Source organism: Roseivivax halotolerans, assembly GCF_900115815.1.
Taxonomy (GTDB): domain Bacteria; phylum Pseudomonadota; class Alphaproteobacteria; order Rhodobacterales; family Rhodobacteraceae; genus Roseivivax; species Roseivivax halotolerans.
Genome location: NZ_FOXV01000005.1, coordinates 108211 through 131414 on the forward strand (window position 1 = coordinate 108211; position 23204 = coordinate 131414).

Genomic DNA, 23204 nt, shown 5'->3' on the forward strand with positions numbered 1-23204 from the left:
CAGGGGCAGGCTAGCCGGGAGCGGCGTCAAAGAAAACGCCGTCCGTGAGGGAAGCGTGTCAGTCGCGGGTCAGCCCCAGTTCGACAAGGGCGGCCCCGATCGTCTCGTTGGAAAACGGCTTCTGTACGATCACGCAATCAGGGTAGTCTTCGCGCAGACGCCCGTTTTCGCTGTAGCCGGTGGTCAGAACGAAGGGGATACCAAGCTCGGCCAGCCGTGCAGCCACCGGGATCGACTGCTCCTTGCCGAGATTGACGTCGAGCAACACGGTTTCGAAGCTTTCGCGATCGAGAAGATCGAGCGCCTGCTTCACGTTTCCGGCGACCTCGACCTCGGTCGCCCCGAAATCGGACAGGATGTCGCTCGCATCCATCGCGACAATCATCGAATCCTCGACGACAAGGGCGCGGCCGGAAAGGCCGGGCGCGGCGCTTTCGGTCGGTGCGCGGTGCGATTGCAGCGACACAACGCTGCCGGGATCGGTCAGATGACGTTCCGGGATCAGGAAACGCGCGACGACGCCAGTCTCCGGATAGTCGATCTCCGCCTCGCCGCCGAGTTCGAACGGGATCGAGCGCTCGATGATCGCTGAGCCGAAGCCGCGCCGTTCGGGTGGCTGCACGGCGGGACCGCCGCTTTCCTGCCAGTCGATCGTCAGGGCCCCCGAGGCCGAGCGCGCCAGCTTGACGTCGACAAGACCCGTCTTGCCAGACAGCGCGCCGTATTTCACCGAGTTGGTCACCATCTCGTGGACCACCAGCGCAAGGCCAGTATAGGCTTCCGATGCTAAGAGAACGTCCGGGCCGGCGATCCGCACCCGCTCGGACTGATCGCCGAGATAGGCTGCGAATTCGTGGCTCAGAAGCTCCGAGAGGGCGACTGGTGCCCAATCCTGCCGCGTCAGCTGGTCATGGGCCCGCGCAAGAGAGTGGATGCGCGCATCGAGGCTCTTGGCGAAGTCCGCAACGCTGAGATCGTCCTGGCTCGATTGCGAGACGAGGCCGCGCATCAGGTTCAGGATATTTCGAACGCGGTGGTTCAGTTCCGCGATCAGGAGCTCTTGGCGTTCGTGAGCGCGTTCGCGCTCCGCGGCGGTCTGATCGCTGAGCCGCAGGAATATCTCGAGCAGGAGGGTCCGCAGATGGTCGGCGGTGCGAAGATCGTCCGGGGTCCAGGCCGCCGATTGGCCATGCATCGTCTTCCGCCATGCCTCGAAGCTTTTTCGAGGCGTCAACCGAACGCCGTTCGGGCCGAGCGTCGCGGGTTTTTCGGGGTTTCCGGCCCAGCTGACCGTCCGCAGCACTTCGCGGCGGCAGAAAATCAGGTAGTCGCGGGGCGTGCGGGAGATCGGGATGGCCATGATCCCCGCGCAGCGCTGCGCGTAGTCTCGCGCGTCGGAGAAACTCGCGCCCAACTCGCGTGTCGCGAAGATCTGCGTGACGTCGGTCGTGTTGAGATAGCGCGCGAGCTCCTCAAGCTCTTCTTCGGAGGGCGTCATGCCCCAGGCATCGACGTTTCCGTCACTGATGAGTGCGACGCCGTCGTGGTCGATCACGTTCTCAAGCTCGTCAGAAAGCACCTTTAGGCTTTGCGACAGCTCGGTGCCGTTCGCCATCTTCATCAGGAGTTTGCTGTGCAAATCCTGCGTGCGCTTCTGCGCTTTGGTGCGGGCCTGCTCGGTCACGCGCACAAGCTCGTAGGAAAACAGATGCGCGAAAAGCTCTATCGTGGTGCGTGTCTCGAAAGAGACGTAGCGCGGCGTCCGGTTGTGGCAGGCGAACATGCCCCAGAGCTCACCATCCTTGATGATCGAGACCGACATCGACGCCTTAACGCCCATGTTCTTGAGATACTCGATATGGATCGGCGAGACAGCGCGCGTCACCGCGAGCGAAAGGTCGAGCGGCTCTCCCTCGGGCGAATGGTCGGGCACGATGGGGCTGCCTTCGTCCGCGACGTCTGCGATCAGCCGCAGCAGTGAGCGCTTGTAGAGCGCGCGGGCCTGTTTGGGGATGTCGGAGGCCGGGAAGCGCAGCCCGAGATAACTCGGGCCGGCATCCACCTTCGCCTCGGCGACCACCTCCCCCGAATGATCGGCGGCGAAGCGATAGACCATCACCGAGTCGAAGCCCGACAAGGCCTGAACCGCGCGCGCGGCTTCCTGGCACATGTTGTCGAAGCTGGCCGCGTCGCGCACCTGCTGGATCATCGGATAGGTCCGGGACAGAGCGTCGCCTTGCGGCCGTGTCTCGCTTGGCTCGAATTCGAAGATGAGATGCCGCCCGCTTTGGTGAACAGACACGTCGAAGGCTCGCTCGTGCAGCCGCAGCGCGAAGATCCGAGTGGAGACCGGCCCGGTCTCCAAGCCCCTCAACCGTCGGCGAATGAGCTGAAGCGCGTCGTCGTCCAGAAGCTCGGTGAGCGGCTGACCGAGCGCATCGCGCGCCGAAGTGCCAAGCACCTCGACAAGGTTCTCCGAGGCATGCTGCACGATCCAATCGGCCGACACGGCAACGAGCGCGCCATAGGATTGCACCCGCCCCAGAAGATGGATCGCCTCGCGGTCGCAATTGGTCAGGTCGACATTGTCGGAGCTGACGCGGGGGTCTGTCTGCGATTGGGCCATCACACGGCCTCCTTCATCGGGGCGAGGGACGCAGCATGTGCGGCCGTCGCGAAAACACTGAAACCGGCATTCGCATCACGCACGATGCGATGGAAGGCACGGCTATCGGGGTCGAGCCGATCGATTCGCGCTCGAAAGGCACGCCATTCGAGTGAGGGCGGCGTCGGCTCGAAGGCGCGTGGGCAGGGAAGACCCGCCTCCGCGAGCCGGCGTTTGATAACCTCGGCGCCAAGGCGCGACCCGAGTGCGAGATAGGCGGTCGCCTCGGCGCAGAGCGGGCGAGGACTTGTCACAGTTAATATGCGGCCTGCCGGGATCTCCGCCTCAAGCTCACGTGCAAATTCTTCAAGCAGATCACCCTCTTCGGGCAGCACAGGCCCCGAGCGCGCCCTCATCAAGGCGCATGCGGCAGCGTGTTGGGCGCTGAAGAACTCGGTCAAGTGCCGTGCGGGGGCCGCCATGAAGGCGGCGAAGGCGGTTTCGACTTCTGCGTGGGCTGCCGCGGTCGCATAACGCAAGTGAATGCTCGCAGGGAAGGTTTGCGAGCGCCCGCACTCAGCGAGGCGGCCAGATTGCATCAAGCGTGACGTCCTTCCGTGACAGGTCGTATGTCAGACCAAGAATACAGAACGATGTAACGTGAATATATCTTTTGACGCAATCAGGCTCTCAGCAAAGCCGACTTTACATTAACCGAGTTCTTGCAATCGGGCGAGCGCAGCCTTGATCGCGGCGATATCCTCTTCACGGGCAACAAGGTTGGTCTTGGTCTCCTCGACCACGTCCTCGGGAGCGCTTTCGGCGAATTTGGGATTGCCGAGACGTCCGCGCAGACCGCCAGCCTCTTTCTCGAGCTTGCCGAGCGCCTTCTCGAGACGCGCGATCTCCTCGGCGATATCGACAAGTCCCTCAAGCGGGAGGCCGAATGTCGATGTGCCGACGGGAATCGTGATCGTTCCGCGCGGGAAACTCTCGGTTTCCTCAAGGCTCTCGATCCGGGCAAGGCGTTTGATGAGGTCGGCGTTGCGGTCCCATGCGGCCTGCTCGTCCGGTCCGAAGCCGGTTACGAGCATCGGCGCATAGAGCCCGACCGGCACGCGCATCTGCGCGCGCGCGGACCGCGTGCCCTCGATCACCGCGATGACCCAGCGCATTTCCTGCTCAGCGGCGGTGTCGACAAGCGTCTCGGCGCGGTATTCCGGCCAGTCCGCGTGGACAAGCATGCCGTCACGCTTGGCTGACAGGTCCCAAAGTTCTTCGGTGACGAAGGGCATGAACGGATGCAGCAGCACCATGCATTGATCGAGCACCCAGCCCATCGTGGCGCGGGTCTCGGCGACGATCGCCTCGTCCTTGTCGAAAAGGGGCTTCGAGAATTCGACATACCAGTCGCAGACCACGCCCCAGACAAAACGGTAAAGCGCGTTCGCGGCATCGTCGAAGCGGTAGGCGGCGAGTGCCTCGTCCACGGTCTCGCGGATGCGGGCGGTCTCTCCGATGATCCAGCGGTTGACGGTCTCGGTCGCCTCGGGCGGGGTGGCCGTCGCGGTGCGATTCTCGAAGACGCCGTTCATCTCGGCGAAGCGGCAGGCATTCCAGAGCTTGGTGCCGAAATTGCGGTAGCCCGCGATCCGGTCCTTCGAGAGCTTCAGATCGCGCCCCATTGCCGCCATCGAAGACAGCGTGAAACGCACCGCGTCCGCGCCGTATTCCTCGATCAGGTCGAGCGGGTCGAGCACGTTGCCGAGCGATTTCGACATCTTCTTGCCCTTCTCGTCGCGCACCAGCGCATGGACATAGACAGTGTCGAAGGGGCGCTCGCCGACAACGGCGTATTGCATCATCATCATTCGGGCGACCCAGAAGAAAATGATGTCGAAGCCGGTGATCAGGACAGAAGTCGGGAAGTAGCGCTTCAGCTCTTCCGTTTCTTCGGGCCAGCCGAGCGTGCCGATCGGCCAGAGCCCCGAGGAGAACCAGGTGTCGAGCACGTCGGGATCGCGGAAGACCGGGATCGTCTTCGGGCCCTGCGCCTGCCGGATCGCGCCTTCGTCGGTCCAGTTGTCGAGATAGACACGGAAATGCTCCAGCGCGGCTTGCTCGTCCTGAAGCACTCGGAATTCGGCGTCATCGCCCCAAAGGACGCGCAGCTTCTCGAGCGCCTCGACCTCGGTCGCGGCGCAGACATGATGCCAGTCGGTTCCGCCGGCCGGATTCGGCGCATACCAGACCGGGATTTGGTGGCCCCACCAGAGCTGGCGCGAGATACACCAGGGCTCGATATTCTCGAGCCAGTGGAAATACACCTTCTTGTCACGCTCCGGCAGGATCTGGACCGTGCCGTCCCTCACCGCGTCGAGCGCCGGGCCAACCACGGCCTCGGCATCGACGAACCACTGGTCTGTGAGCATCGGCTCGATCACGACCTTCGAGCGGTCGCCGAAAGGCTGCATGATGAGCTTTTCCTCGACGAGCGGGACCAGCTCTTCGGCGCGGGCCTCGCCGCCTTCCTCGGGCGCGACGGGCTTGGCCGCTTTCTTGCCGAGGCGCGGATCGTGGCCGGGGACCATGACCGCGAGGCCTTCCTCGGTGATCTGATCGACAACGGCGCGTCGCGCCTCGAAGCGGTCCATCCCGCGCAGATCGTCGGGGACAAGGTTGACCGCGTCGGTTTCGGCCTCGTCCAGCGTCCGCTCGCCGCGCGCGACGGCCATGGCGATCTCGGCGGCCTCCGCGTAAGGGGCGCCATCCCCTCGCATCCGGGCGGACGTGTCCATCAGTCTGTAGCAGGGAATGCCGCCTCGCTTGGCGACCGCGTAGTCGTTGAAATCATGGGCGCCCGTAATCTTCACCGCGCCCGAGCCGAAATCGGGATCGGGATATTCGTCGGTGATGATGGGGATCAGGCGGCGATGCTCTTTCGGGCCGACCGGGATCTCGCAGAGCGCGCCGACGATGGTCGCATAGCGCTCATCCGAGGGGTGCACCGCGACCGCGCCGTCGCCGAGCATGGTCTCGGGGCGGGTCGTGGCGATGGAGATATAGTCGCGCTCTTCCTCGAAGAGCACGTTTCCGTCCTCGTCCTTCTCGACATACGTGTAGGTGCGTCCGCCCGCGAGCGGATACTTGAAGTGCCACATATGGCCGTTCGTCTCGACGTTCTCGACTTCGAGATCGGAAATCGCGGTCTCGAAATGCGGATCCCAGTTCACGAGACGTTTGCCGCGGTAGATCAGGCCCTTGTCGTACATGTCGACGAAGACTCGGATGACCGCGTCGTGGAAGTTGCCGTCCTCGCCCTCGGGGGCGTTCGGGGCACCCGACATGGTGAAGGCCTCGCGCGACCAGTCGCAGGAAGCACCCAGGCGCTTGAGCTGTCCGATGATCGTGCCGCGCGACTTGATCTTCTGTTGCCAGACGCGCTCGAGGAAGGCGTCGCGGCCCATGTCGCGGCGCGACGGCTCGCCATTGGCGGCCATTTCGCGCTCCGTGACCATCTGGGTTGCGATGCCCGCATGATCGGTGCCGGGCTGCCAGAGCGTGTCGTGCCCGCGCATCCGGTGCCAGCGCACGAGGATGTCCTGCAGCGTGTTGTTGAAGGCATGCCCCATATGCAGGGAACCGGTGACGTTCGGCGGCGGGATCACGACCGAGAAGGACTCTGCATTGGGTTTGGCATTCGCGCCTGCGCGGAACGCGCCCGAGGTCTCCCAGGCGTCGTAAATGCGGGTTTCAGCGGATTTCGCGTCGAACGTCTTGTCCATCGCCATCGGTCTCGCGGCTCCTTCGTCGTGCGCTGCCGCTGTAGCGCGGGCAGGCGGGGAGGAAAAGCGCGAAGCTGGGAATTCCGGCTATGCAATGAAATGCGGCGGTGTCCCAGAGAGGAGGAGAGAGACACCGCCGCTTATCACAAAGGTCAGGGAGGAGGAGAGACCTTTGTGTTCCGGTCGGGCCTGCCGGCCCGGAATGTCGGTGGCGGCGATCCCCCAGGGAGGAGGAGAGGAGGATCACCGCCTGATCCGAAGACCCCAAGGGAGGAGGAGAAGGGCCTTCAGCTCGGGTGCGGACGTGGCGCTTGGGCCGGTCCGCGAATTTCGGTGGCGACGACCCCCTAGGGAGGAGGAGAAGAGAGCCGCCGCCTGATCCGAAGGCCCCAAGGGAGGAGGAGAAGGACCTTCAGCTCGGTTGGAGAGGGGGCACTTGGCCCGATCTCCGGTATGTCGTGCGGCGACACCAGGGAGGAGGAGGGTGTCGCCGCGGTCGAATGAGGGCCCTAAAGGGAGGAGGAAGGCCCTCAAAGCTTTCGGGGAACGAGAGCCCCCCGTATTGGTTCCGCCAGTCTAGTCACGGACTGGCGTGTGTTGCGTGCCGGCACCGGGTTTGCGTCCGGTGCCAGGGCGTCAGCGCTCCTGCGCGGCCTGCCAGGCGATCGTGCGGATCATCGAGCGGTTCAGCCCGAGATCGGCCAGTTCGCGGTTGCTGAGCTGCGACAGCTCGGACACCGTCTGGTTGAAGACCCGGCGCCGCTCCATGCGGGCACGGAGATCTTCGGAGATCGTTGCGAGAAGGCCGGAGAAGCGGCTTTGCGTCTGTGTGTTCGTGTAGGCCATGGCTCAGCTTTCCATCGGCTTGAGTGCGTTGTTGACCTCAAGATGGCCTCGATGCTGCAGTTGCACAATGGACTTATCGGCAACGCTGCTATGCATCTTTCGCATGGATAAAGGGGCCTATAAACAGTAGCTTACCTGATTGTCATTTTGGTTCCACCCCCTTTACCACACGTCTGATCTACTTAATCGGGAGCGCTAACATACCTTCGGACGCCTCAGATTGTGCCGCGGCGCGGCATTGGCGTGTGGGTGTTCGATGAGCGCTCGCCGCGCACTTTCTCGCGCGCGAGGGCGTACGTGGTCCGTATTAATATGTGCAAAGTTTGGAGCGGCCGGACGTGCTCGCGCGCAGTCTTGGGATTTCATGGGCGCCCGCGTGGGAAAGCATGGGCGCGAGGCAGCGAGAGGCGAGTCGGGCGTAGCGCGGGCAGTCTTGCCGGGCGATTCCTCGCATTTCGGAATGGCAGCCGAGACACACCGTGCGGGATTTCCGAGATTTCGGGCTGCGTGCAGAACATTTTTGGGATTTCGTGGGGCGCATCCGGCGTGCCGCTTGATACGCTACATGTAGTTATTTTTGGCGCAGTTCCGCCGATATAAGCTAAAATTTTCGTGATTCTGCGCCACTACATTTATTTTTCCACAGGGGTTGTGGACAATATTCGGTACTGCAATGCGAAAAAAGTTATTGCGTTCCATAAAATCCCATGTAATCCATTGTTCATCGACGAGGGCAGGAAGACAGCGGATAAAAAAATCAACCGCGACACACTTCCCCGAAAAAACAAAACAGAGCGGGTTTCATACAGGCACCTCGCTCTCGTCGACCAAAACGGAATTCCGGCGTGCGGGCGAGCAGACATCCCCCCAGGTGGCGCGCGCGATCGGGATCCTCCCGCCCAAGCGGGACCAGGGCGGCGGGTTGATCGATGGCAGCGGATCAACTCGCCGTTTCTCTTTTCGGGGGTCGGACAGTGAAAGGGCCGGGCAGTGGGCCGCAGGCTGAGGTTCAGAGGATCGGGCCACCAGAAGGTGGACAAGAAGGGGCGGGTGTCTATCCCAGCCTCTTTTCGCCGTGTCCTCGAGGCGGGCGATCCCGCCTGGGAGCCCGGCCAGAACCCCGAATTCGTCATCGTTTACGGCGATCACCGGCGCAATTTCCTCGAATGTTACACGATGGTCGCGATCGAGGAGGTCGAGGACCAGATCGATGACATGCCGCGCGGCTCGCCCGAGCGTCGCATCCTCGAGAACATCTTCACCGGCCTGAGCGTGACCGCGACGGTTGACGAGACGGGGCGCATCGTCCTGACGCAGCTTTTGCGCGACAAGATCGGCGTACCGCTTGATTCCGAGGCATTCTTCATCGCCTCCGGCGACACGTTCCAAGTCTGGAATCCCGAGACCTACAACGAGGTCGAGCGCGCCCGTGTCGACGAATATCTCGATGCGCTGCCCGCCGATGTCGATCCGCTGACCCTCTTGCCCGAAAAGCGAAAGCGGGAGGAATAAGCGATGAGCCAGGGCGATGCTGCCACGCCTGAAAGCCCGCATGTTCCGGTTCTGCTTGCGCCTATTCTCAAGGCTGCCGCGCCCGTATCGGGCCGTTGGATCGATGGAACCTTCGGCGCGGGTGGCTATGCAAAGGGGCTCGTCGCGGCTGGAGCGGATGAGGTCATCGGGATCGATCGCGATCCTCTCGCCCATGAGCTCGCCGAAGGCTGGGTGCCTGATTACAAGGGTAAAATCCGGCTGGAGCGCGCGAATTTCGCTCAGATGGACGAGGTCGCGCAGGATGTCGACGGGGTCGTTCTGGATCTTGGCGTTTCGTCCATGCAGCTCGATCGCGCCGAGCGCGGCTTTTCCTTCATGAAGGACGGGCCGCTCGACATGCGGATGTCACAGGACGGGCCTTCAGCCGCCGATATCGTCAACGAGGCGGGCGAGGCGGAGCTCGCCGAGATCCTCTTTGTCTTTGGCGAAGAGCGCGCCTCGCGCCGCATCGCGCGGGCGATCCTGCGCGAGCGCGCCGAAGAGCCGATCACCACGACCGGCCGGCTCGCCGGCATTGTCGAAGGCTGCCTGCCGCGCGCCAAGCCCGGCCAGTCCCATCCCGCGACGCGCTCTTTCCAGGCGCTTCGGATCGCGGTGAACAACGAATACGAGGCGCTTTACGAGGGGCTCATGGCCGCCGAGCGCGCGCTCGCGCCGGGCGGTCTTCTGGCGGTCGTCACGTTTCACTCGGTGGAAGACCGGATGGTGAAGCGGTTCCTGCAGATGCGAGCGGGACAAACCGGCCGTGCCAACCGCTTCCAGCCGCTTGTCGAAGAGCCCGATCCGCAATTCACACTTGTCTCCAAGAAGGCCATCGGCCCCGATGCGGCAGAGCTCGAGGCCAACCCGCGGGCGCGCTCGGCCAAGCTGCGCCTTGCGCGCCGCACCGAAGCCCCATCGGGCGAGATAGACGCGAAATCCCTGGCCATGCCGGAACTCAGGAAAGGCGGACGCTGATGCGCACGTTTCTCTATATTCTGACCTTCATGTCCGTGATCGGGCTCGCCTTCTGGGCCTATCGCGAGAATTACCGCACGCAGGAAGCGCTGTCCGAGGTGCAACAGCTGCGCGGCGCCATCGGGGCCAACCGGGAACGGCTCTCGGTCCTGAAGGCCGAATGGGCCTATCTCAACCGGCCCGACCGGCTTGCCGATCTCGCCCAGGTCAATTTCGAACGCCTCGGCCTTCTGGAGTTTCGTCCCGAGCAGTTCGGCCGCGTCGACCAGATTGTCTATCCCGCGCCGCCGATCATGGAGCTGAGCGATCCGGTGGAGCTGTCCAGCGATGGAGGGCAAGAGCCATGATCCGCACGCCCCTGCGCCCGCTCGCCCGCATTCTCGAAGCCCGCCAGAAAGGCGAGAATCCCGATGCCATCGAGCGCGAGAACCTGCGTATCCGCCACGAGCAGATGCGCGACCAGGCCCGCACCCGCGCCGAGGGCCGCCTGCTTGTCCTCGGCGTCGCCTTCTTCTGCGTCTTTGCCGTCACTGGTGCGCGCATGGCGATGCTGGCCGCCTCCGAGCCGGCAGAGCCGCGCGCCTATACGCAAGGGGCCTCGATCGTCTCGCAGCGCGCGGACATCGTCGACCGGCGCGGACGGATCCTCGCGACCAACATGGAGACGCATTCCCTCTACGCGCATCCGCAGCAGATGATCGAGCCCGAGCGCGCTGCCAAGGAGCTGGCCGCTATCTTCCCAGAACTCAAAGAAGAGCGTCTTCTCAAGGACTTCACCGGTAAGCGGAAATTCGTCTGGGTCCGCAAGAAGCTCAGCCCTGAGCAGAAGCAGGCGGTGCATGATATCGGCGAGCCCGGCCTTCTTTTCGGCCCGCGCGAGATGCGGCTTTATCCCAACGGCACGCTTGCCGCGCATGTCCTGGGCGGCGCGCGCTTCGGGCAGGAAGGGGTGCATTCCGCCGAGGTCGTGGGAACGGCAGGGATCGAGCGCTTCTTCGACAAGGAACTCCGCGATCCCGCGCGCAAGGGCGCGCCTCTGGAGCTGTCGATCGACCTGACCGTTCAGGCCGCGATGGAGCGCGTTCTGTCGGGCGGCATGATGCTGATGAACGCCAAGGGCGCGGCGGCGGTGCTGATGGATGTGCATACCGGCGAAGTGGTCTCCATCGCCTCGCTTCCGAGCTTCGATCCGAACGACCGGCCGATGCCGCCGACGGAGGGCTCCCCGGCGGACAGCCCGCTCTTCAACCGCTCCGTGCAGGGGGTCTACGAGCTTGGCTCGACCTTCAAGATTTTCGCGGCGGCGCAGGCGATGGAGCTTGGCCTCGTCGCGCCGGACACGATGATCGATACCAAGCCGCCCATGCGGGTTGGCGGTCACCGGATCGGCGAATTCCAGGGCAAGAATTACGGCGATCTGACGGTTTCGGACGTCATCGTGAAGAGCTCCAACCGGGGCACCGCGAAGATGGCGCTGCAGATCGGCATCGATCGCCAGCAGGAGTTCCTGAAGTCGCTCGGTTTCTTCGATCCGGCGCCGCTTGAGATCGCGGAGGCGGAGGGCGGCAAACCGCTCCTGCCGTCAAAATGGACTGATCTTTCGAGCGTGACGATTTCCTATGGTCATGGCCTCTCGGCCTCGCCGTTGCATCTGGCTGCCGGTTACTCGGCCATCGCGAATGGCGGATTTGCCGTGAAGCCGACGCTGCTGAAGCAAGCGGGCCCCAAATACGGGCCGCGCGTCATGTCGGACCGCTCGGCCGAGCGCTCGCGCGCCATGCTCCGCGCTGTCGTGACCGAAGGCACGGCAAGCTTCGGCGAAGTGCCGGGCTATCACGTCGGCGGCAAGACGGGCACGGCCGACAAGCCGAAGGAGCGCGGGGGCGGCTACTATGATGACAAGGTCATCGCGACATTTGCGACGATGTTCCCGGCCCATGCGCCCGAATACGTGCTGATCGTGACGCTCGACGAGCCGGTGGAGACGATGGGCGAAAAACCTCGGCGCACCGCTGGCTGGACCGCCGTGCCGGTCGCCGCCGAGATGATCGGCAGGATTGCGCCGCTTCTCGGGCTTCGGCCCGACTACGATGAGCCGGATCTGCTGCAATTGACGGCCAACTGACGTAAGCGGCCCCTTGAACAGGGGCGGCGTTCCGGGCCAACAACATCGCGGGGGCAACAGCCCCTTGTATCGGCCATCGCGTCCGCAGGAGGGAGATTTGTCCGTGAGCGAGACCACCAAGACGCTCGGCGAGCTCGGGCTGACGGCCCGGTCGGGGCGCGATGCGAAAATCACCGGGCTGGCGGTGGACAGCCGCGAGGTGCGCGACGGCTACCTTTTCGCGGCACTCCCCGGCACGCGGGTGCATGGCGCGGACTTCATCCAATACGCCCTGAGGCAGGGCGCGGGCGCGATCCTGACCGATGCCGAGGGTGCGGAGATCGCGAGCACGGAGCTGTCAGCCTCAGATGCCGCGCTCGTCGTCGCCGCCGATCCTCGCCAAGCGCTGTCCTACAGTGCAGCGCTCTGGTTCGGCGCGCAGCCCGAGACGATGGTCGCGGTGACCGGGACCAATGGCAAGACTTCGGTCGCGGCGTTCACCCGGATGATCTGGCAAGAGCTCGGGCACCGCGCGATCAACCTCGGCACGACCGGGGTCGAGGGCGACTGGCATGCGCCGCTCAAGCACACGACGCCCGAACCCATCACGCTGCATCGCGCGCTTGCCGAGGCCGCGGCCTCCGGCGTCGATTTCGCGGCGATGGAAGCCTCCTCGCACGGGCTCGAGCAGCGCCGGCTCGACGGCGTGCAGCTGCGCGCGGCAGGCTTCACCAATTTCAGCCAGGACCACCTCGATTATCACAAGAGCTTCGACGATTACTTCGCGGCCAAGGCGGGGCTTTTCGCCCGTGTCCTGCCCGAAGAAGGCACTGCCGTCATAAACATCGAGGACGCGCGCGGGGTCGACATGGCGGCCATCGCCCATGCGCGCGGTCAGGATCTTATCACGGTCGGTCGCGCCGAGGGCGCCGATCTGTGCATGATGGCGCAGCGGTTCAACGCCACCGGACAGGATGTGCGCCTGCGCTATCGCGGCGCGATCAAACAGCTCGAGCTCAGCCTCATCGGCGGGTTCCAGGCCGAGAATGCGCTTGTCGCCGCCGGTCTCGTCATCGCATGCGGAGAGGATGCCGAGGCGGTTCTGGATACCTTGCCGCGCCTCTCTACGGTGCGCGGGCGGATGCAGCTTGCGGCCAAGCGCGAGAACGGCGCGGCGGTCTTCGTCGATTACGCCCATACGCCCGGCGCCGTCGAAACCGCGATCCAGGCGCTGCGCCCGCACGTGATGGGCCGGCTCGTCGCAATTGTTGGCGCGGGCGGGGATCGCGACGCCGGGAAACGGCCGCTGATGGGGCAGGCGGCGGCGGATCACGCGGATCTCGTGATCGTCACCGATGACAACCCACGCTCCGAAGATCCGGCGGCGATCCGCGCTGCCGTGATGGCCGGCGCGCCCGAGGCGATCGAGATCGGCGACAGGGCCGAGGCGATCCTGCGCGGCGTTGATGCGCTCGGGCCGGGGGATGCGCTTCTGATCTGCGGCAAGGGCCACGAGACGGGTCAGATCGTCGGCGACACCGTCTACCCTTTCGATGACGCCGAGCAGGCGAGCGTCGCCGTGACCGCGCTTGACGGAGGGCAGCCGTGAGTCTCTGGACCAGCGCCGAAGCGGTGGTCGCCACAGGCGGGCGGACCACTGCGAACTGGGAGGCACGCGGCGTCTCCATCGATACTCGGACGCTGAAGTCCGGCGATCTTTTCGTCGCCTTGGAAGCGGCGCGCGACGGGCATGATTTTGTGGCAGATGCGTTGGCAAAAGGCGCGGCGGCGGCGCTCGTGAGCCGGGTGCCCGAGGGCCTGCCTGAAGATGCGCCGCTCCTGATCGTCGAGGATGTGCAGGCGGGCCTCGAGGCGCTGGGGCATGCGGGACGGGCGCGCACGAAAGCCAAGGTCGTCTCGGTCACGGGCTCGGTCGGTAAGACCTCCACCAAGGAAATGCTGCGCCAGGTTTTGGGCGGACAAGGCAAGACCCATGCAGCCGAGGCCTCCTACAACAACCATTGGGGTGTGCCGCTGACGCTGGCGCGGATGCCGCGAGATGCCGATTTCGCGGTGATCGAGATCGGCATGAACCATCCCGGAGAGATCGCGCCCCTGGCCCGCATGGCGCGCCCGCATGTAGCGATGGTCACCATCGTCGCCCCCGCCCACCTCGAGGCGTTCGAGAGCATCGAGGGCATCGCGCGCGAAAAAGCGTCAATCTTCGAAGGGCTTGAGCCGCGCGGGACCGCGATCTACAACGGCGATCTTCCGACCTCTCCGATCCTCTCCGAGACAGCGGCGCGCTACGCAAAACGCAGCATCAGTTTCGGGGAGGCGGCGCCAAACCATCACCGCGTCACCGACGTTCAGGTCAAGGATGCTGCGACCGTCGCGCATCTGCGTGCCTGGCGGCAGCCTGTCCTTTACAAGGTCGCCGTGCCGGGCCGGCACTTCGCGGTCAATGCCGCGGCGGTGCTGGCCACGGTTTGGGCACTTGGTCTCGACCGCGCCCGGGCGCTGTGCGATCTGGGAGCCTGGTCCCCCGGCGCAGGCCGCGGCCACCGCGAGCGGATCTCGCTCGATATCGCGCAGACCGATGCCTGGATCGAGCTGATCGACGACAGCTACAACGCCAACCCAGCCTCGATGGGTGCGGCGCTCGAAGTTCTCGCCGGGGCCGAGCCGCGCCATGACGTCGGCCGTGTCGGCAAGGGTCGCCGGATCGCCTATCTTGGCGACATGAAAGAGCTCGGACCCACGGCCCGGGCGCTCCATGCCGGACTGGCGGATCTGCCCGCGATGGCGCGGATCGACCGCGTTCATTGCGTCGGGCCGCTCATGCACGCGCTCTGGAAGGCGTTGCCGCGGGAAAAACAGGGACATTGGGCCGAGGACGTGCAGTCGATGCAAGCGCGGCTCGCCCGCGATCTCGACGCCGGCGACGTGGTGCTGGTGAAAGGATCGCTTTCGATGGGTCTGGGCCGTCTGGTTGACGCGATACGCAAAATGCGCCAAGGCACCGACCCATCCTGACAGTGCTGCGCTGACCCCGTGATCGCGGAGAAAGGAACCCTTTCATGCTCTACTGGCTGGCCGAATTGTCGGACGGGGGCGGTGCCTTCAACCTCTTTCGCTACATCACCTTCCGCGCGGGCGGCGCGTTCCTGACGGCGCTTGTCTTCGGCTTCCTGTTCGGACGGCCGCTGATCGATGTCTTGCGCCGCACGCAAGGCAAGGGGCAGCCGATCCGCAGCGATGGGCCGGAAGGACATCTCACCAAGGCCGGAACGCCGACGATGGGCGGGCTCTTGATCGTCGGCGCGCTTCTGACTTCCACGCTGCTCTGGGCGCGGCTCGACAATCCATTCGTGTGGATGGTGCTCTTCGTGACCATGTCCTACGCGGCCATCGGCTTTGCCGACGATTATTCAAAGGTCCGCAAGCAGACCTCGGCGGGGGTGCCCGGAAAGGTGCGGCTTCTGCTCGGGTTCATCATTGCGGGCGTCGCGGGCACTTGGGCCGCGCTCTACCACCCCGAAGCGCTGACGGGGCAGCTGGCCTTTCCGTTTTTCAAGAACCTGCTTCTCGATATGGGCCTGTTCTTCGTGCCGTTCGCGATCATCGTGATCGTGGGTGCGGCGAATGCCGTGAACCTGACGGACGGGCTCGACGGGCTCGCGATCATGCCGGTAATGATTGCCGCCGGAACGCTCGGTATCATCGCCTACGCGGTCGGCCGCGTCGACGTGACCGAGTATCTCGACGTGCACTACGTTCCGGGAACGGGCGAGCTTCTGATCTTTACCGCCGGCATCTTTGGCGGCGGGCTCGGGTTCCTGTGGTACAACGCGCCGCCTGCGGCGGTCTTCATGGGAGATACCGGCTCGCTCGCGCTTGGCGGCGCACTTGGGGCGATCGCGGTTGCCACCAAGCACGAGCTGGTTCTCGCCATTGTCGGCGGACTGTTCGTGGTGGAGGCGCTCTCGGTGATCGTGCAGGTGCTCTACTTCAAGCGCACCGGCAAAAGGGTGTTCCTGATGGCACCGATCCACCACCATTACGAGAAGAAGGGCTGGGCCGAGCCGCAGATCGTGATCCGGTTCTGGATCATCTCGCTGATCCTGGCGCTGATCGGCCTCGCCACGCTGAAGGTGCGCTGAGCGGCGCGGGGGGTCAGTACCCGCGCCAGATCCAGCCACCGCCAAGTATGCGGCTGCCGCCGGTTTCGTAGAAAACGCACGCCTGACCGGGCGAGACGCCTTCCTCGGGCGTCAGCAACTCAACCTCGGCTTCGGTCTCGGAAATCGGCCGGATCACGGCCTCGCGCGGCGGCCGGGTGGAGCGCACCTTAACCGAAACATGCCATTCCTCGGCGCCGGTGAAAGGCCCATCGCCCAGCCAGTTGATCTCGCGGACGGGAATGGTGCGGGTCGCCAGCAGCTCTTTCGAGCCGACGACGACGCGCTTGTTCTCGACATCGAGTTTCACGACGTAAAGCGGCTCGTCGAGACCGCCGATCCCAAGCCCGCGCCGCTGCCCGATCGTGTAATGGATCACGCCCCGATGTGTTTCAAGCACCCTGCCATCCGCATGCACGATCTCTCCGGGCTCTGCTGCGCCGGGGCGCAATTTCTCGATCACGCTCGCATAATTGCCGTCGGGCACGAAGCATATGTCCTGGCTGTCGGGCTTGTCGGCAACGACAAGACCATACCGCTGCGCGAGCGCGCGGGTCGCGTCCTTCGAGGGCAGGTGCCCCAGCGGAAAGCGTAGGAAGTCGAGCTGCTCGGGCGTCGTGGAGAACAGGAAATAGCTCTGATCGCGGTTCGCATCCGTGGCGCAGTGCAGCTCCGCCCCGTTCGGTCCGTCCTTACGCTGAATGTAGTGACCCGTTGCCATGCAATCGGCATCGAGATCCTTCGCGGTTTCCAGCAGGTCTTTGAACTTGACGCGTTCGTTGCACCGGATGCAGGGCACAGGCGTCGCGCCGCCAAGATAGCTGTCGGCGAACTCGTCGATGACCGCGTCGCGGAAGATGTTCTCGTAATCGAGAACATAATGGGGAAAGCCCATTTCCTCAGCCACCCGGCGCGCATCGTGAATGTCGATACCGGCGCAGCACGCGCCCTTCTTGGCGAGTGCCGCACCGTGATCGTAAAGCTGCAGCGTCACGCCCACGACGTCGTAACCCTCTTCCGCAAGCTTCGCCGCCACGACCGAGCTGTCTACGCCGCCCGACATCGCAACGACGACGCGGGTTTCGGCGGGCGGTTTGGCAAAGCCAAGCGAATTCAGCTTGGAGGCATCGAGGGGCATGGTCGCTCCGAGGAAAGGGTGAGTCCGGACCGGCGGAATATAAGAAAATCCGCTCTATTCTCAAGGCCGCGTTTCATCCGCCATTAAGGGCGTCGGCGCATGGTCCCTCCGAGTATTTCGACGGAGAGGGCAATGTACCTCAAGAAAATCGACGGGCCGCGTGCGGTGCGGCTGCCCGACGGCACGATGATGACGCGTGCCGACCTGCCGCCTGCAGAGACAGAACGCTGGGTCGCCTCGCGCAAACTGGCGGTGGTGCGCGGCGTCCGATTCGGCCTGATCACCGAGGCACAGGCGATTGAGCTCTACGGTCTTTCGGAGGAGGAACTCGCCGAATGGATGAGCGCTGCTAAGACTTTCGGGAAAAACGGCCTGAAAGCAACGCACGTTCAATCGAGACGACAACTATAGGTTGCGCGAATCGTTTAACGCAGTACATTTAACACACGTTAAGGTTTTTGAATGAGGCTTGAGTTCACCTCTCAATCCGCACCGGAGACACCTCATGCGTGTATTGCTCGTAGAAGACGACCCGACGACCTCCAAAAGCATCGAAATGATGCTCACCCACGCGAACCTCAATGTTTATGCGACCGATCTTGGGGAAGAGGGCGTCGATCTGGCGAAGCTCTACGACTACGATCTGATCCTGCTCGACATCAATTTGCCCGACATGAACGGGCATGATGTGCTGCGGCAGCTGCGGATGGCGCGGATCGACACGCCGATCCTGGTCCTGTCAGGGGATCTCGATACGGAAAGCAAGCTCAAATCCTTCGGCTTCGGGGCCGACGATTACATGACCAAACCTTTCCATCGTGATGAACTGGTCGCCCGGATTCACGCGATCATCCGCCGCTCGAAAGGGCATGCCCAGTCGATCATCCGGACGGGCCGGATCGACGTCAATCTCGACGCAAAGACCGTCGAGGTCGCGGGGCGCCAGGTGCATCTGACGGGTAAGGAATACCAGATGCTTGAATTCTTAAGTCTCAGGAAGGGCACAACCCTGACGAAAGAGATGTTCTTGAACCACCTTTACGGCGGCATGGACGAGCCCGAACTCAAGATCATCGATGTTTTCATCTGCAAGTTGCGTAAGAAACTGTCCCAGGCGACCGGTGAGCCAAGCTACATCGAAACGGTCTGGGGGCGTGGCTACGTCCTGCGCGATCCGGTTGCGGAACCTGCCGGCCAAAAGGTCGCGGCCCGCGCCTGACCTGATCCTCCGTCTGCCCGCGAGACTCCCGCTGGACCCTGCGCGATCAGCGACCTATCACTTGGGCGCGCAGGATGTCAGCGGAGAGGCGCATGAACGGGCAGACGGACCATGCCGAAGTTGCGGTCGCCGATCTCGACCGAGCCGCCGCGGAGGCGGAATTGGCGCGCCTTGCCGAGCTACTCGCCGAAGCGAATACCGCCTATCACCGCGATGACGCGCCAGAGCTGACAGACGCCGAATACGATCGGATCAAGCGGCGCAACCGCGAGATCGAGGATCGTTTCCCCGATCTCAAGCGCGCGGACTCGCCGTCCGAGCAAGTCGGCGCCGCGCCCGCGGAGGGTTTCGACAAGGTCACGCACAGTCAGCGCATGATGTCGCTTGGCAATGCTTTCGAGGATCAGGAGATCTTCGAGTTCGATACGCGCATCCGCCGCTATCTGGGTCTGGCCGCCGATGCGCCTCTCGCATACACCGCCGAGCCCAAGATCGACGGTCTTTCCCTCGCACTTCGCTACGAAGGCGGGGTTCTCGTTCAGGCGGCCACACGCGGCGACGGTGCAGTCGGTGAGAACGTCACCCAGAATGCCCGCACGATCGAGACGATCCCCGAGCGCCTGACGGGCGCGCCGGACATCCTCGAGGTGCGTGGCGAAGTTTATATGAGCCATGACGATTTCGCGGCGCTGAACGCCCGGCAGGAAAGCCGCGGTGGCAAGACCTTCGCCAATCCGCGCAATGCTGCGGCGGGCAGCTTGCGCCAGCTCGACGCGTCGATCACCCGGGACCGGCCTTTACGCTTTTTTGCCTATGGATGGGGTGAGCTGTCGGAGGCTCTGGCGGAAACGCAAGGCGGTGCGATCGATCGACTTGCCGCTCTGGGCTTTCAGACCAATCCATTGACCGCGATCTGCACCGGTCCCGAAGAGATGCTCGCGCATTATGCCCGCATCGAGGAACAGCGCGCGACGCTCGGCTATGACATCGACGGTGTCGTCTACAAGGTCGACGATCTGGCCTTGCAGGCGCGTCTTGGCTTCCGCTCGACCACGCCACGTTGGGCAATTGCCCATAAGTTTCCCGCTGAACTCGCCTGGACCCGGCTTGAGAAGATCGAGATCCAGGTCGGGCGCACCGGCGCCTTGTCACCGGTCGCGCGGCTGGCCCCGGTCACGGTCGGCGGTGTCGTTGTGTCGAACGCGACGCTTCACAACGAAGATTACATTGCCGGGCGGGACGCGAATGGCGCGCCCATCCGCGACGGCAAGGACATTCGCGAAGGGGACTGGGTCCAGGTCTACCGCGCCGGCGACGTGATCCCGAAAGTCGCAGATGTCGACCTCGGCAAGCGCCCGAAAGACAGCCAGCCCTTTGCATTCCCGCAAGAATGCCCGCGCTGCGGCTCTGCCGCGATCCGCGAAGAGGGCGACGCCGTCCGGCGCTGCACCGGCGGGCTGATCTGCCCCGCGCAGGCGGTGGAGCGGCTCAAGCATTTCGTCTCCCGTGCCGCTTTCGACATCGAGGGGCTCGGCTCGAAGCAGGTCGAGCAATTCTATGTCGACGGGTGGATCAAGGAGCCCGCGGATATCTTCACCCTGTCGGACCGCTATGGCAGCGGCATGCAGCAGTTGAAAAATCGCGAAGGGTGGGGCGAAAAATCGGCGCAGAACCTCTTCGATGCGATCGAAGCGCGGCGGCGCATTCCGCTCGGTCGGCTGATCTTCGGTCTCGGCATCCGGCATGTGGGCGAGGTCGCCTCGAACACTCTGGCGCGGCATTACGGTGACTGGCCAACCTTCGAGACCGCGATGGACGAAGCAGCGGATCTCGAAGGTTCAGCCTGGGATGACCTGATCGGCATTGACGGGGTCGGCCAGGTGCTGGCCCGCTCGCTTGTCACAACGATGAGCCAGGAGGCGGAGCGCGCCTCGATCGACCGGCTCGTAAGCCACCTGTCCGTCGAAAGCGCTGCCAAACCCGCAACCGAGGGCAGCCCCGTTGCGGGCCAGACGATCGTCTTCACCGGCAGCCTCGAGAAGATGACACGCGCAGAAGCGAAGGCGCGGGCCGAGGCGCTTGGCGCAAAGGTGTCCGGGTCTGTCTCGGCCAAGACCGATCTCGTGGTCGCGGGCCCCGGCGCAGGCTCCAAGGAAAAGAAGGCCCGCGAGCTTGGCGTCGATATCCTCGATGAGGACGGCTGGCTTGCGCTCATCGGTCAGGCATGACTGGTCGGCCCGAGGCCCTGTTTCCGATCTTCGCCGAGCTCACGACTTTGCCGGGCGTCGGGCCGAAGATCGCGCAACAACTTGAAGGCCTCGACATCGAGGCGCCGCGAGATCTTCTGTTCCTGCTCCCGTATTCCGGCATCGATCGGCAGGTTCGCGACAGCGTGCAGGGCGCGGAGCTGCCGCAAACGCTGACGGTGCCGGTCACGATCGGCGCGCACCGGCCCTCGCGCACCCGGACGGGCGCCTACCGGATCGAAGTCTCCGATAACCGGCTCGAGTTCGAGTTGGTTTATTTCCGGGGCCGCTCGGATTACCTGCAGAAACTTCTGCCGACCGGGCAGCGCCGTCTTGTCTCGGGCCGAGTCGAACTTTTCGACGGGCGCGCGCAGATGGTTCATCCCGACCACGTTCTGACCGAGGCTGAGGCCGACGCCCTGCCGGCATTCGAGCCGACCTATCCCTTGACGGGCGGCGTCACGCAGCGCGCCATGAGCCGCGCGGTCCAGGCCGCGCTCGAACGTGCGCCGGACTTGGCGGAATGGATCGATCCGGCGCAAAAGTCTCAGGCAGGCTGGCCAGGCTGGCGCGAGGCCCTGATCGCGGCGCATGCGCCCGCTTCGGTGGCGGACCTGCTTCCCGACGCGCCGGCGCGGGCGCGGCTCGCTTTTGACGAGCTTTTCGCGCACCAGCTGACGCTCGGCCTGGCGCGTGCCGCGCGCCGGCGCAGACCGGGTGCGGTCAGCCGCGGCGACGGGACGCTGCGCGCGCGGGTTCTTGAGGCATTGCCCTATGCGCCGACGGGCGCGCAGAGCCGCGCCATCGACGAGATCGCGGCCGATATGGCCGATGGCACCCGAATGAACCGGCTTTTGCAGGGCGATGTCGGGTCGGGCAAGACACTGGTGGCGCTCATGGCGCTGCTTGTCGCCGTCGAAGCGGGCGGGCAGGGCGTGATGATGGCCCCGACCGAGATCCTGGCGCGGCAGCACCTCGAAGGTCTGGCACCGTTGGCCGAGGCGGCGGGTGTCCGCCTTCAGCTTCTGACCGGCCGCGACAAGGGGCGAGAGCGCGCGGAAAAGCTCGAAGCGCTGGAACGCGGCGAGATCGACATCCTCGTCGGAACGCATGCCGTCTTCCAGAAAGACGTGCGGTTTCGCGACCTTCGCCTTGCGGTCGTCGATGAGCAGCATCGTTTCGGCGTAGCGCAACGGCTCGAGCTGGGCGCGAAAGGTCCGATGGCGGATATCCTGGTGATGACCGCGACACCGATTCCCCGGTCGCTGTCGCTCGCGCAATTCGGGGACATGGATGTCTCGATCCTCGATGAGAAGCCGCCGGGGCGGAAGCCGATCCGGACGGCGCTCGTTTCGTCAGAACGGATGGACGAAGTGGTCGCCCATCTCAGAGGCGCGATCGAGGACGGACGGCAAGCCTATTGGGTTTGCCCGCTGGTCGATGAAAGCGAGGCGATCGACCTCGCCGCGGCCGAGGATCGGTTCAGGCATCTGCGTGCCGTTCTCGGAGAGGGCCGTGTCGGGCTCGTTCACGGACAGATGCTGCCTTCCGAGAAAGACGCGGCGATGGCCCGCTTCGTGGCGGGCGAGACGCAGGTCCTTGTCGCGACGACAGTGATCGAGGTTGGGGTCAACGTGCCCAATGCCACGATCATGGTGATCGAGCGCGCCGAATGGTTTGGCCTCGCGCAGTTGCACCAGCTGCGGGGCCGCGTCGGGCGGGGCGAGGCCGCATCAACCTGCCTATTGATGTATCGCCCGCCCTTGGGCGAGGCAGCAGAGCGCCGCCTGACGACCCTCCGCGAGACCGAGGACGGCTTTCGGATCGCCGAGGTCGACCTCGAGATGCGCGGTGCCGGAGACCTTATCGGAACCGCGCAATCCGGTCTGCCGCGCTTTCGTATCGCCGATCTCGAACGGCAGGCAGGGTTGATGAAGGTCGCCCAAAGCGATGCGCGGCATCTCTTGTCGAGCGATCCGGCTCTCGAAAGCGAACGTGGAAAGGCCGCGCGCCTGCTTCTCTGGCTCATGCGGCAGGACCGGGCGATCCGGCTAATCTCTGTCGGATGATCGCGGAAAGTTCCGATCCGTTCTCTCGTGTTCTCAAATGTTCTTAAAAAGTTCTTTACTCCGAGCGCTAAATATGAGAACAAAAGGTTAACACGGAGTTGGAGGTACAGATGCTCGACCAGATCAAGACCACGATCCACCGTTCGCAGAACACGCTTTTGACCGATGCTCTCGGGGCGCTGTCGCTGGTTCTGATGCTCGTCGCCGGTTTGCACCTCTGATCCGTTTTCGCTTTCTGCCTGCGTTGCTTGTGCCGGACGTAATTCCGCATCCTTTGTCCCGGATGCCTCGCGACTGACACTGCCTGTCCCCCTCGTGCGCGACCCTGCGTGCCCGGATCTCACAAGACACGCTACTTGCCGCCATGCGCCCCAACGCATGGCGGCTTTTTCTTTGGGTCATGCGGTGAGGTGAGCTGATGCGGCGCCGGTGGCCCAACCGAAAGTCTCATCTCATCCTCGCACCGAAGCTGTCTATACAAGGACAGGCTGCGCGCGAGA

16 protein-coding genes are annotated in these 23204 nt (G+C 64.2%); 11 read left to right on the forward strand and 5 right to left on the reverse strand.

Annotated elements, in window-relative coordinates; all coding sequences use genetic code 11:
* Nucleotides 1-58 precede the first annotated feature (58 nt).
* The 4 genes from BM171_RS08860 to BM171_RS08875 all read right to left on the reverse strand — a co-directional run bounded on the left by BM171_RS08860 (nucleotide 59) and on the right by BM171_RS08875 (nucleotide 7236).
* Entirely contained in the window at nucleotides 59-2626 is a 2568-nt protein-coding gene (locus BM171_RS08860; protein ID WP_093010743.1) for an HWE histidine kinase domain-containing protein, read from the reverse strand.
* Nucleotides 2626-3144 (reverse strand): heme oxygenase-like domain-containing protein, encoded by a 519-nt coding sequence (locus tag BM171_RS08865; protein ID WP_139218687.1) that lies wholly within the window; start codon nucleotides 3142-3144, stop codon nucleotides 2626-2628. The genes BM171_RS08860 and BM171_RS08865 overlap by 1 nt, the downstream gene beginning before the upstream one ends.
* Before the next feature lie 171 nt (nucleotides 3145-3315).
* On the reverse strand, nucleotides 3316-6396 hold the full coding sequence (locus tag BM171_RS08870) for a valine--tRNA ligase (RefSeq protein ID WP_093010747.1): 3081 nt from the start codon (nucleotides 6394-6396) through the stop codon (nucleotides 3316-3318).
* Between the two features lie 630 nt (nucleotides 6397-7026).
* Complete coding sequence (locus BM171_RS08875) at nucleotides 7027-7236, reverse strand: DUF1127 domain-containing protein (RefSeq protein WP_093010749.1); 210 nt, start codon at nucleotides 7234-7236, stop codon at nucleotides 7027-7029.
* A gap of 990 nt (nucleotides 7237-8226) precedes the next feature.
* Between BM171_RS08875 and mraZ the strand changes: the two genes are divergently transcribed.
* The 7 genes from mraZ (at nucleotide 8227) to mraY (ending at nucleotide 16014) form a co-directional block, all read left to right on the forward strand.
* Nucleotides 8227-8748 carry a division/cell wall cluster transcriptional repressor MraZ gene (gene mraZ, locus BM171_RS08880; protein WP_093010751.1) on the forward strand — a complete coding sequence of 174 codons (522 nt, stop codon included), beginning with the start codon at nucleotides 8227-8229 and terminating at the stop codon, nucleotides 8746-8748.
* 3 nt (nucleotides 8749-8751) lie between these two features.
* Nucleotides 8752-9747 carry a 16S rRNA (cytosine(1402)-N(4))-methyltransferase RsmH gene (gene rsmH / locus BM171_RS08885; RefSeq protein ID WP_093010753.1) on the forward strand — a complete coding sequence of 332 codons (996 nt, stop codon included), beginning with the start codon at nucleotides 8752-8754 and terminating at the stop codon, nucleotides 9745-9747.
* Nucleotides 9747-10094, forward strand: a complete 348-nt coding sequence (gene ftsL, locus BM171_RS08890; RefSeq protein WP_093010755.1) for a cell division protein FtsL — start codon at nucleotides 9747-9749, stop codon at nucleotides 10092-10094. The genes rsmH and ftsL overlap by 1 nt, the downstream gene beginning before the upstream one ends.
* Nucleotides 10091-11872: a peptidoglycan D,D-transpeptidase FtsI family protein gene (locus BM171_RS08895; protein WP_093010757.1), complete on the forward strand. Its 1782-nt coding sequence runs from the start codon at nucleotides 10091-10093 to the stop codon at nucleotides 11870-11872. The genes ftsL and BM171_RS08895 overlap by 4 nt, the downstream gene beginning before the upstream one ends.
* 103 nt (nucleotides 11873-11975) lie before the next feature.
* Nucleotides 11976-13460, forward strand: coding sequence for a UDP-N-acetylmuramoyl-L-alanyl-D-glutamate--2,6-diaminopimelate ligase (locus BM171_RS08900; RefSeq protein WP_093011090.1), 1485 nt, complete (start codon nucleotides 11976-11978; stop codon nucleotides 13458-13460).
* Nucleotides 13457-14887 (forward strand): UDP-N-acetylmuramoyl-tripeptide--D-alanyl-D-alanine ligase, encoded by a 1431-nt coding sequence (locus tag BM171_RS08905; protein ID WP_093010759.1) that lies wholly within the window; start codon nucleotides 13457-13459, stop codon nucleotides 14885-14887. The genes BM171_RS08900 and BM171_RS08905 overlap by 4 nt, the downstream gene beginning before the upstream one ends.
* A 44-nt stretch (nucleotides 14888-14931) precedes the next feature.
* Nucleotides 14932-16014, forward strand: a complete 1083-nt coding sequence (gene mraY / locus BM171_RS08910; protein ID WP_093010761.1) for a phospho-N-acetylmuramoyl-pentapeptide-transferase — start codon at nucleotides 14932-14934, stop codon at nucleotides 16012-16014.
* Between the two features lie 13 nt (nucleotides 16015-16027).
* On the opposite strand, the gene mnmA is transcribed toward mraY, so the two are convergent.
* The gene (mnmA, locus tag BM171_RS08915) at nucleotides 16028-17170 is read right to left on the reverse strand and encodes a tRNA 2-thiouridine(34) synthase MnmA (RefSeq protein WP_093010763.1); all 1143 of its coding nucleotides are present in this window, start codon (nucleotides 17168-17170) and stop codon (nucleotides 16028-16030) included.
* Nucleotides 17171-17302: 132 nt separating this feature from the next.
* On the opposite strand from mnmA, the gene sciP reads away from it, so the two are divergent.
* The 4 genes from sciP (at nucleotide 17303) to recG (ending at nucleotide 22704) form a co-directional block, all read left to right on the forward strand.
* On the forward strand, nucleotides 17303-17581 hold the full coding sequence (gene sciP / locus BM171_RS08920; RefSeq protein ID WP_093010765.1) for a CtrA inhibitor SciP: 279 nt from the start codon (nucleotides 17303-17305) through the stop codon (nucleotides 17579-17581).
* 94 nt (nucleotides 17582-17675) lie between these two features.
* A complete protein-coding gene (gene ctrA, locus BM171_RS08925) occupies nucleotides 17676-18389 on the forward strand; it encodes a response regulator transcription factor CtrA (RefSeq protein WP_093010767.1) in 714 nt (237 codons plus the stop codon).
* 92 nt (nucleotides 18390-18481) lie between these two features.
* Nucleotides 18482-20617: an NAD-dependent DNA ligase LigA gene (gene ligA, locus BM171_RS08930; RefSeq protein WP_245760218.1), complete on the forward strand. Its 2136-nt coding sequence runs from the start codon at nucleotides 18482-18484 to the stop codon at nucleotides 20615-20617.
* Nucleotides 20614-22704: an ATP-dependent DNA helicase RecG gene (recG, locus tag BM171_RS08935; RefSeq protein WP_093010771.1), complete on the forward strand. Its 2091-nt coding sequence runs from the start codon at nucleotides 20614-20616 to the stop codon at nucleotides 22702-22704. The genes ligA and recG overlap by 4 nt, the downstream gene beginning before the upstream one ends.
* Nucleotides 22705-23204 lie beyond the last annotated feature (500 nt).

Coding starts and splice junctions, on each gene's coding strand:
- recG (WP_093010771.1), top strand. CDS start 20,614: ATGACTGGTCGGCCCGAGGCCCTGTTTCCGATCTTCGCCGAGCTCACG.
- mraY (WP_093010761.1), top strand. CDS start 14,932: ATGCTCTACTGGCTGGCCGAATTGTCGGACGGGGGCGGTGCCTTCAAC.
- ctrA (WP_093010767.1), top strand. CDS start 17,676: ATGCGTGTATTGCTCGTAGAAGACGACCCGACGACCTCCAAAAGCATC.
- mnmA (WP_093010763.1), bottom strand. CDS start 17,170: ATGCCCCTCGATGCCTCCAAGCTGAATTCGCTTGGCTTTGCCAAACCG.
- BM171_RS08860 (WP_093010743.1), bottom strand. CDS start 2,626: ATGGCCCAATCGCAGACAGACCCCCGCGTCAGCTCCGACAATGTCGAC.
- BM171_RS08875 (WP_093010749.1), bottom strand. CDS start 7,236: ATGGCCTACACGAACACACAGACGCAAAGCCGCTTCTCCGGCCTTCTC.
- rsmH (WP_093010753.1), top strand. CDS start 8,752: ATGAGCCAGGGCGATGCTGCCACGCCTGAAAGCCCGCATGTTCCGGTT.
- sciP (WP_093010765.1), top strand. CDS start 17,303: ATGTACCTCAAGAAAATCGACGGGCCGCGTGCGGTGCGGCTGCCCGAC.
- BM171_RS08895 (WP_093010757.1), top strand. CDS start 10,091: ATGATCCGCACGCCCCTGCGCCCGCTCGCCCGCATTCTCGAAGCCCGC.
- ligA (WP_245760218.1), top strand. CDS start 18,482: ATGAACGGGCAGACGGACCATGCCGAAGTTGCGGTCGCCGATCTCGAC.
- ftsL (WP_093010755.1), top strand. CDS start 9,747: ATGCGCACGTTTCTCTATATTCTGACCTTCATGTCCGTGATCGGGCTC.
- BM171_RS08870 (WP_093010747.1), bottom strand. CDS start 6,396: ATGGCGATGGACAAGACGTTCGACGCGAAATCCGCTGAAACCCGCATT.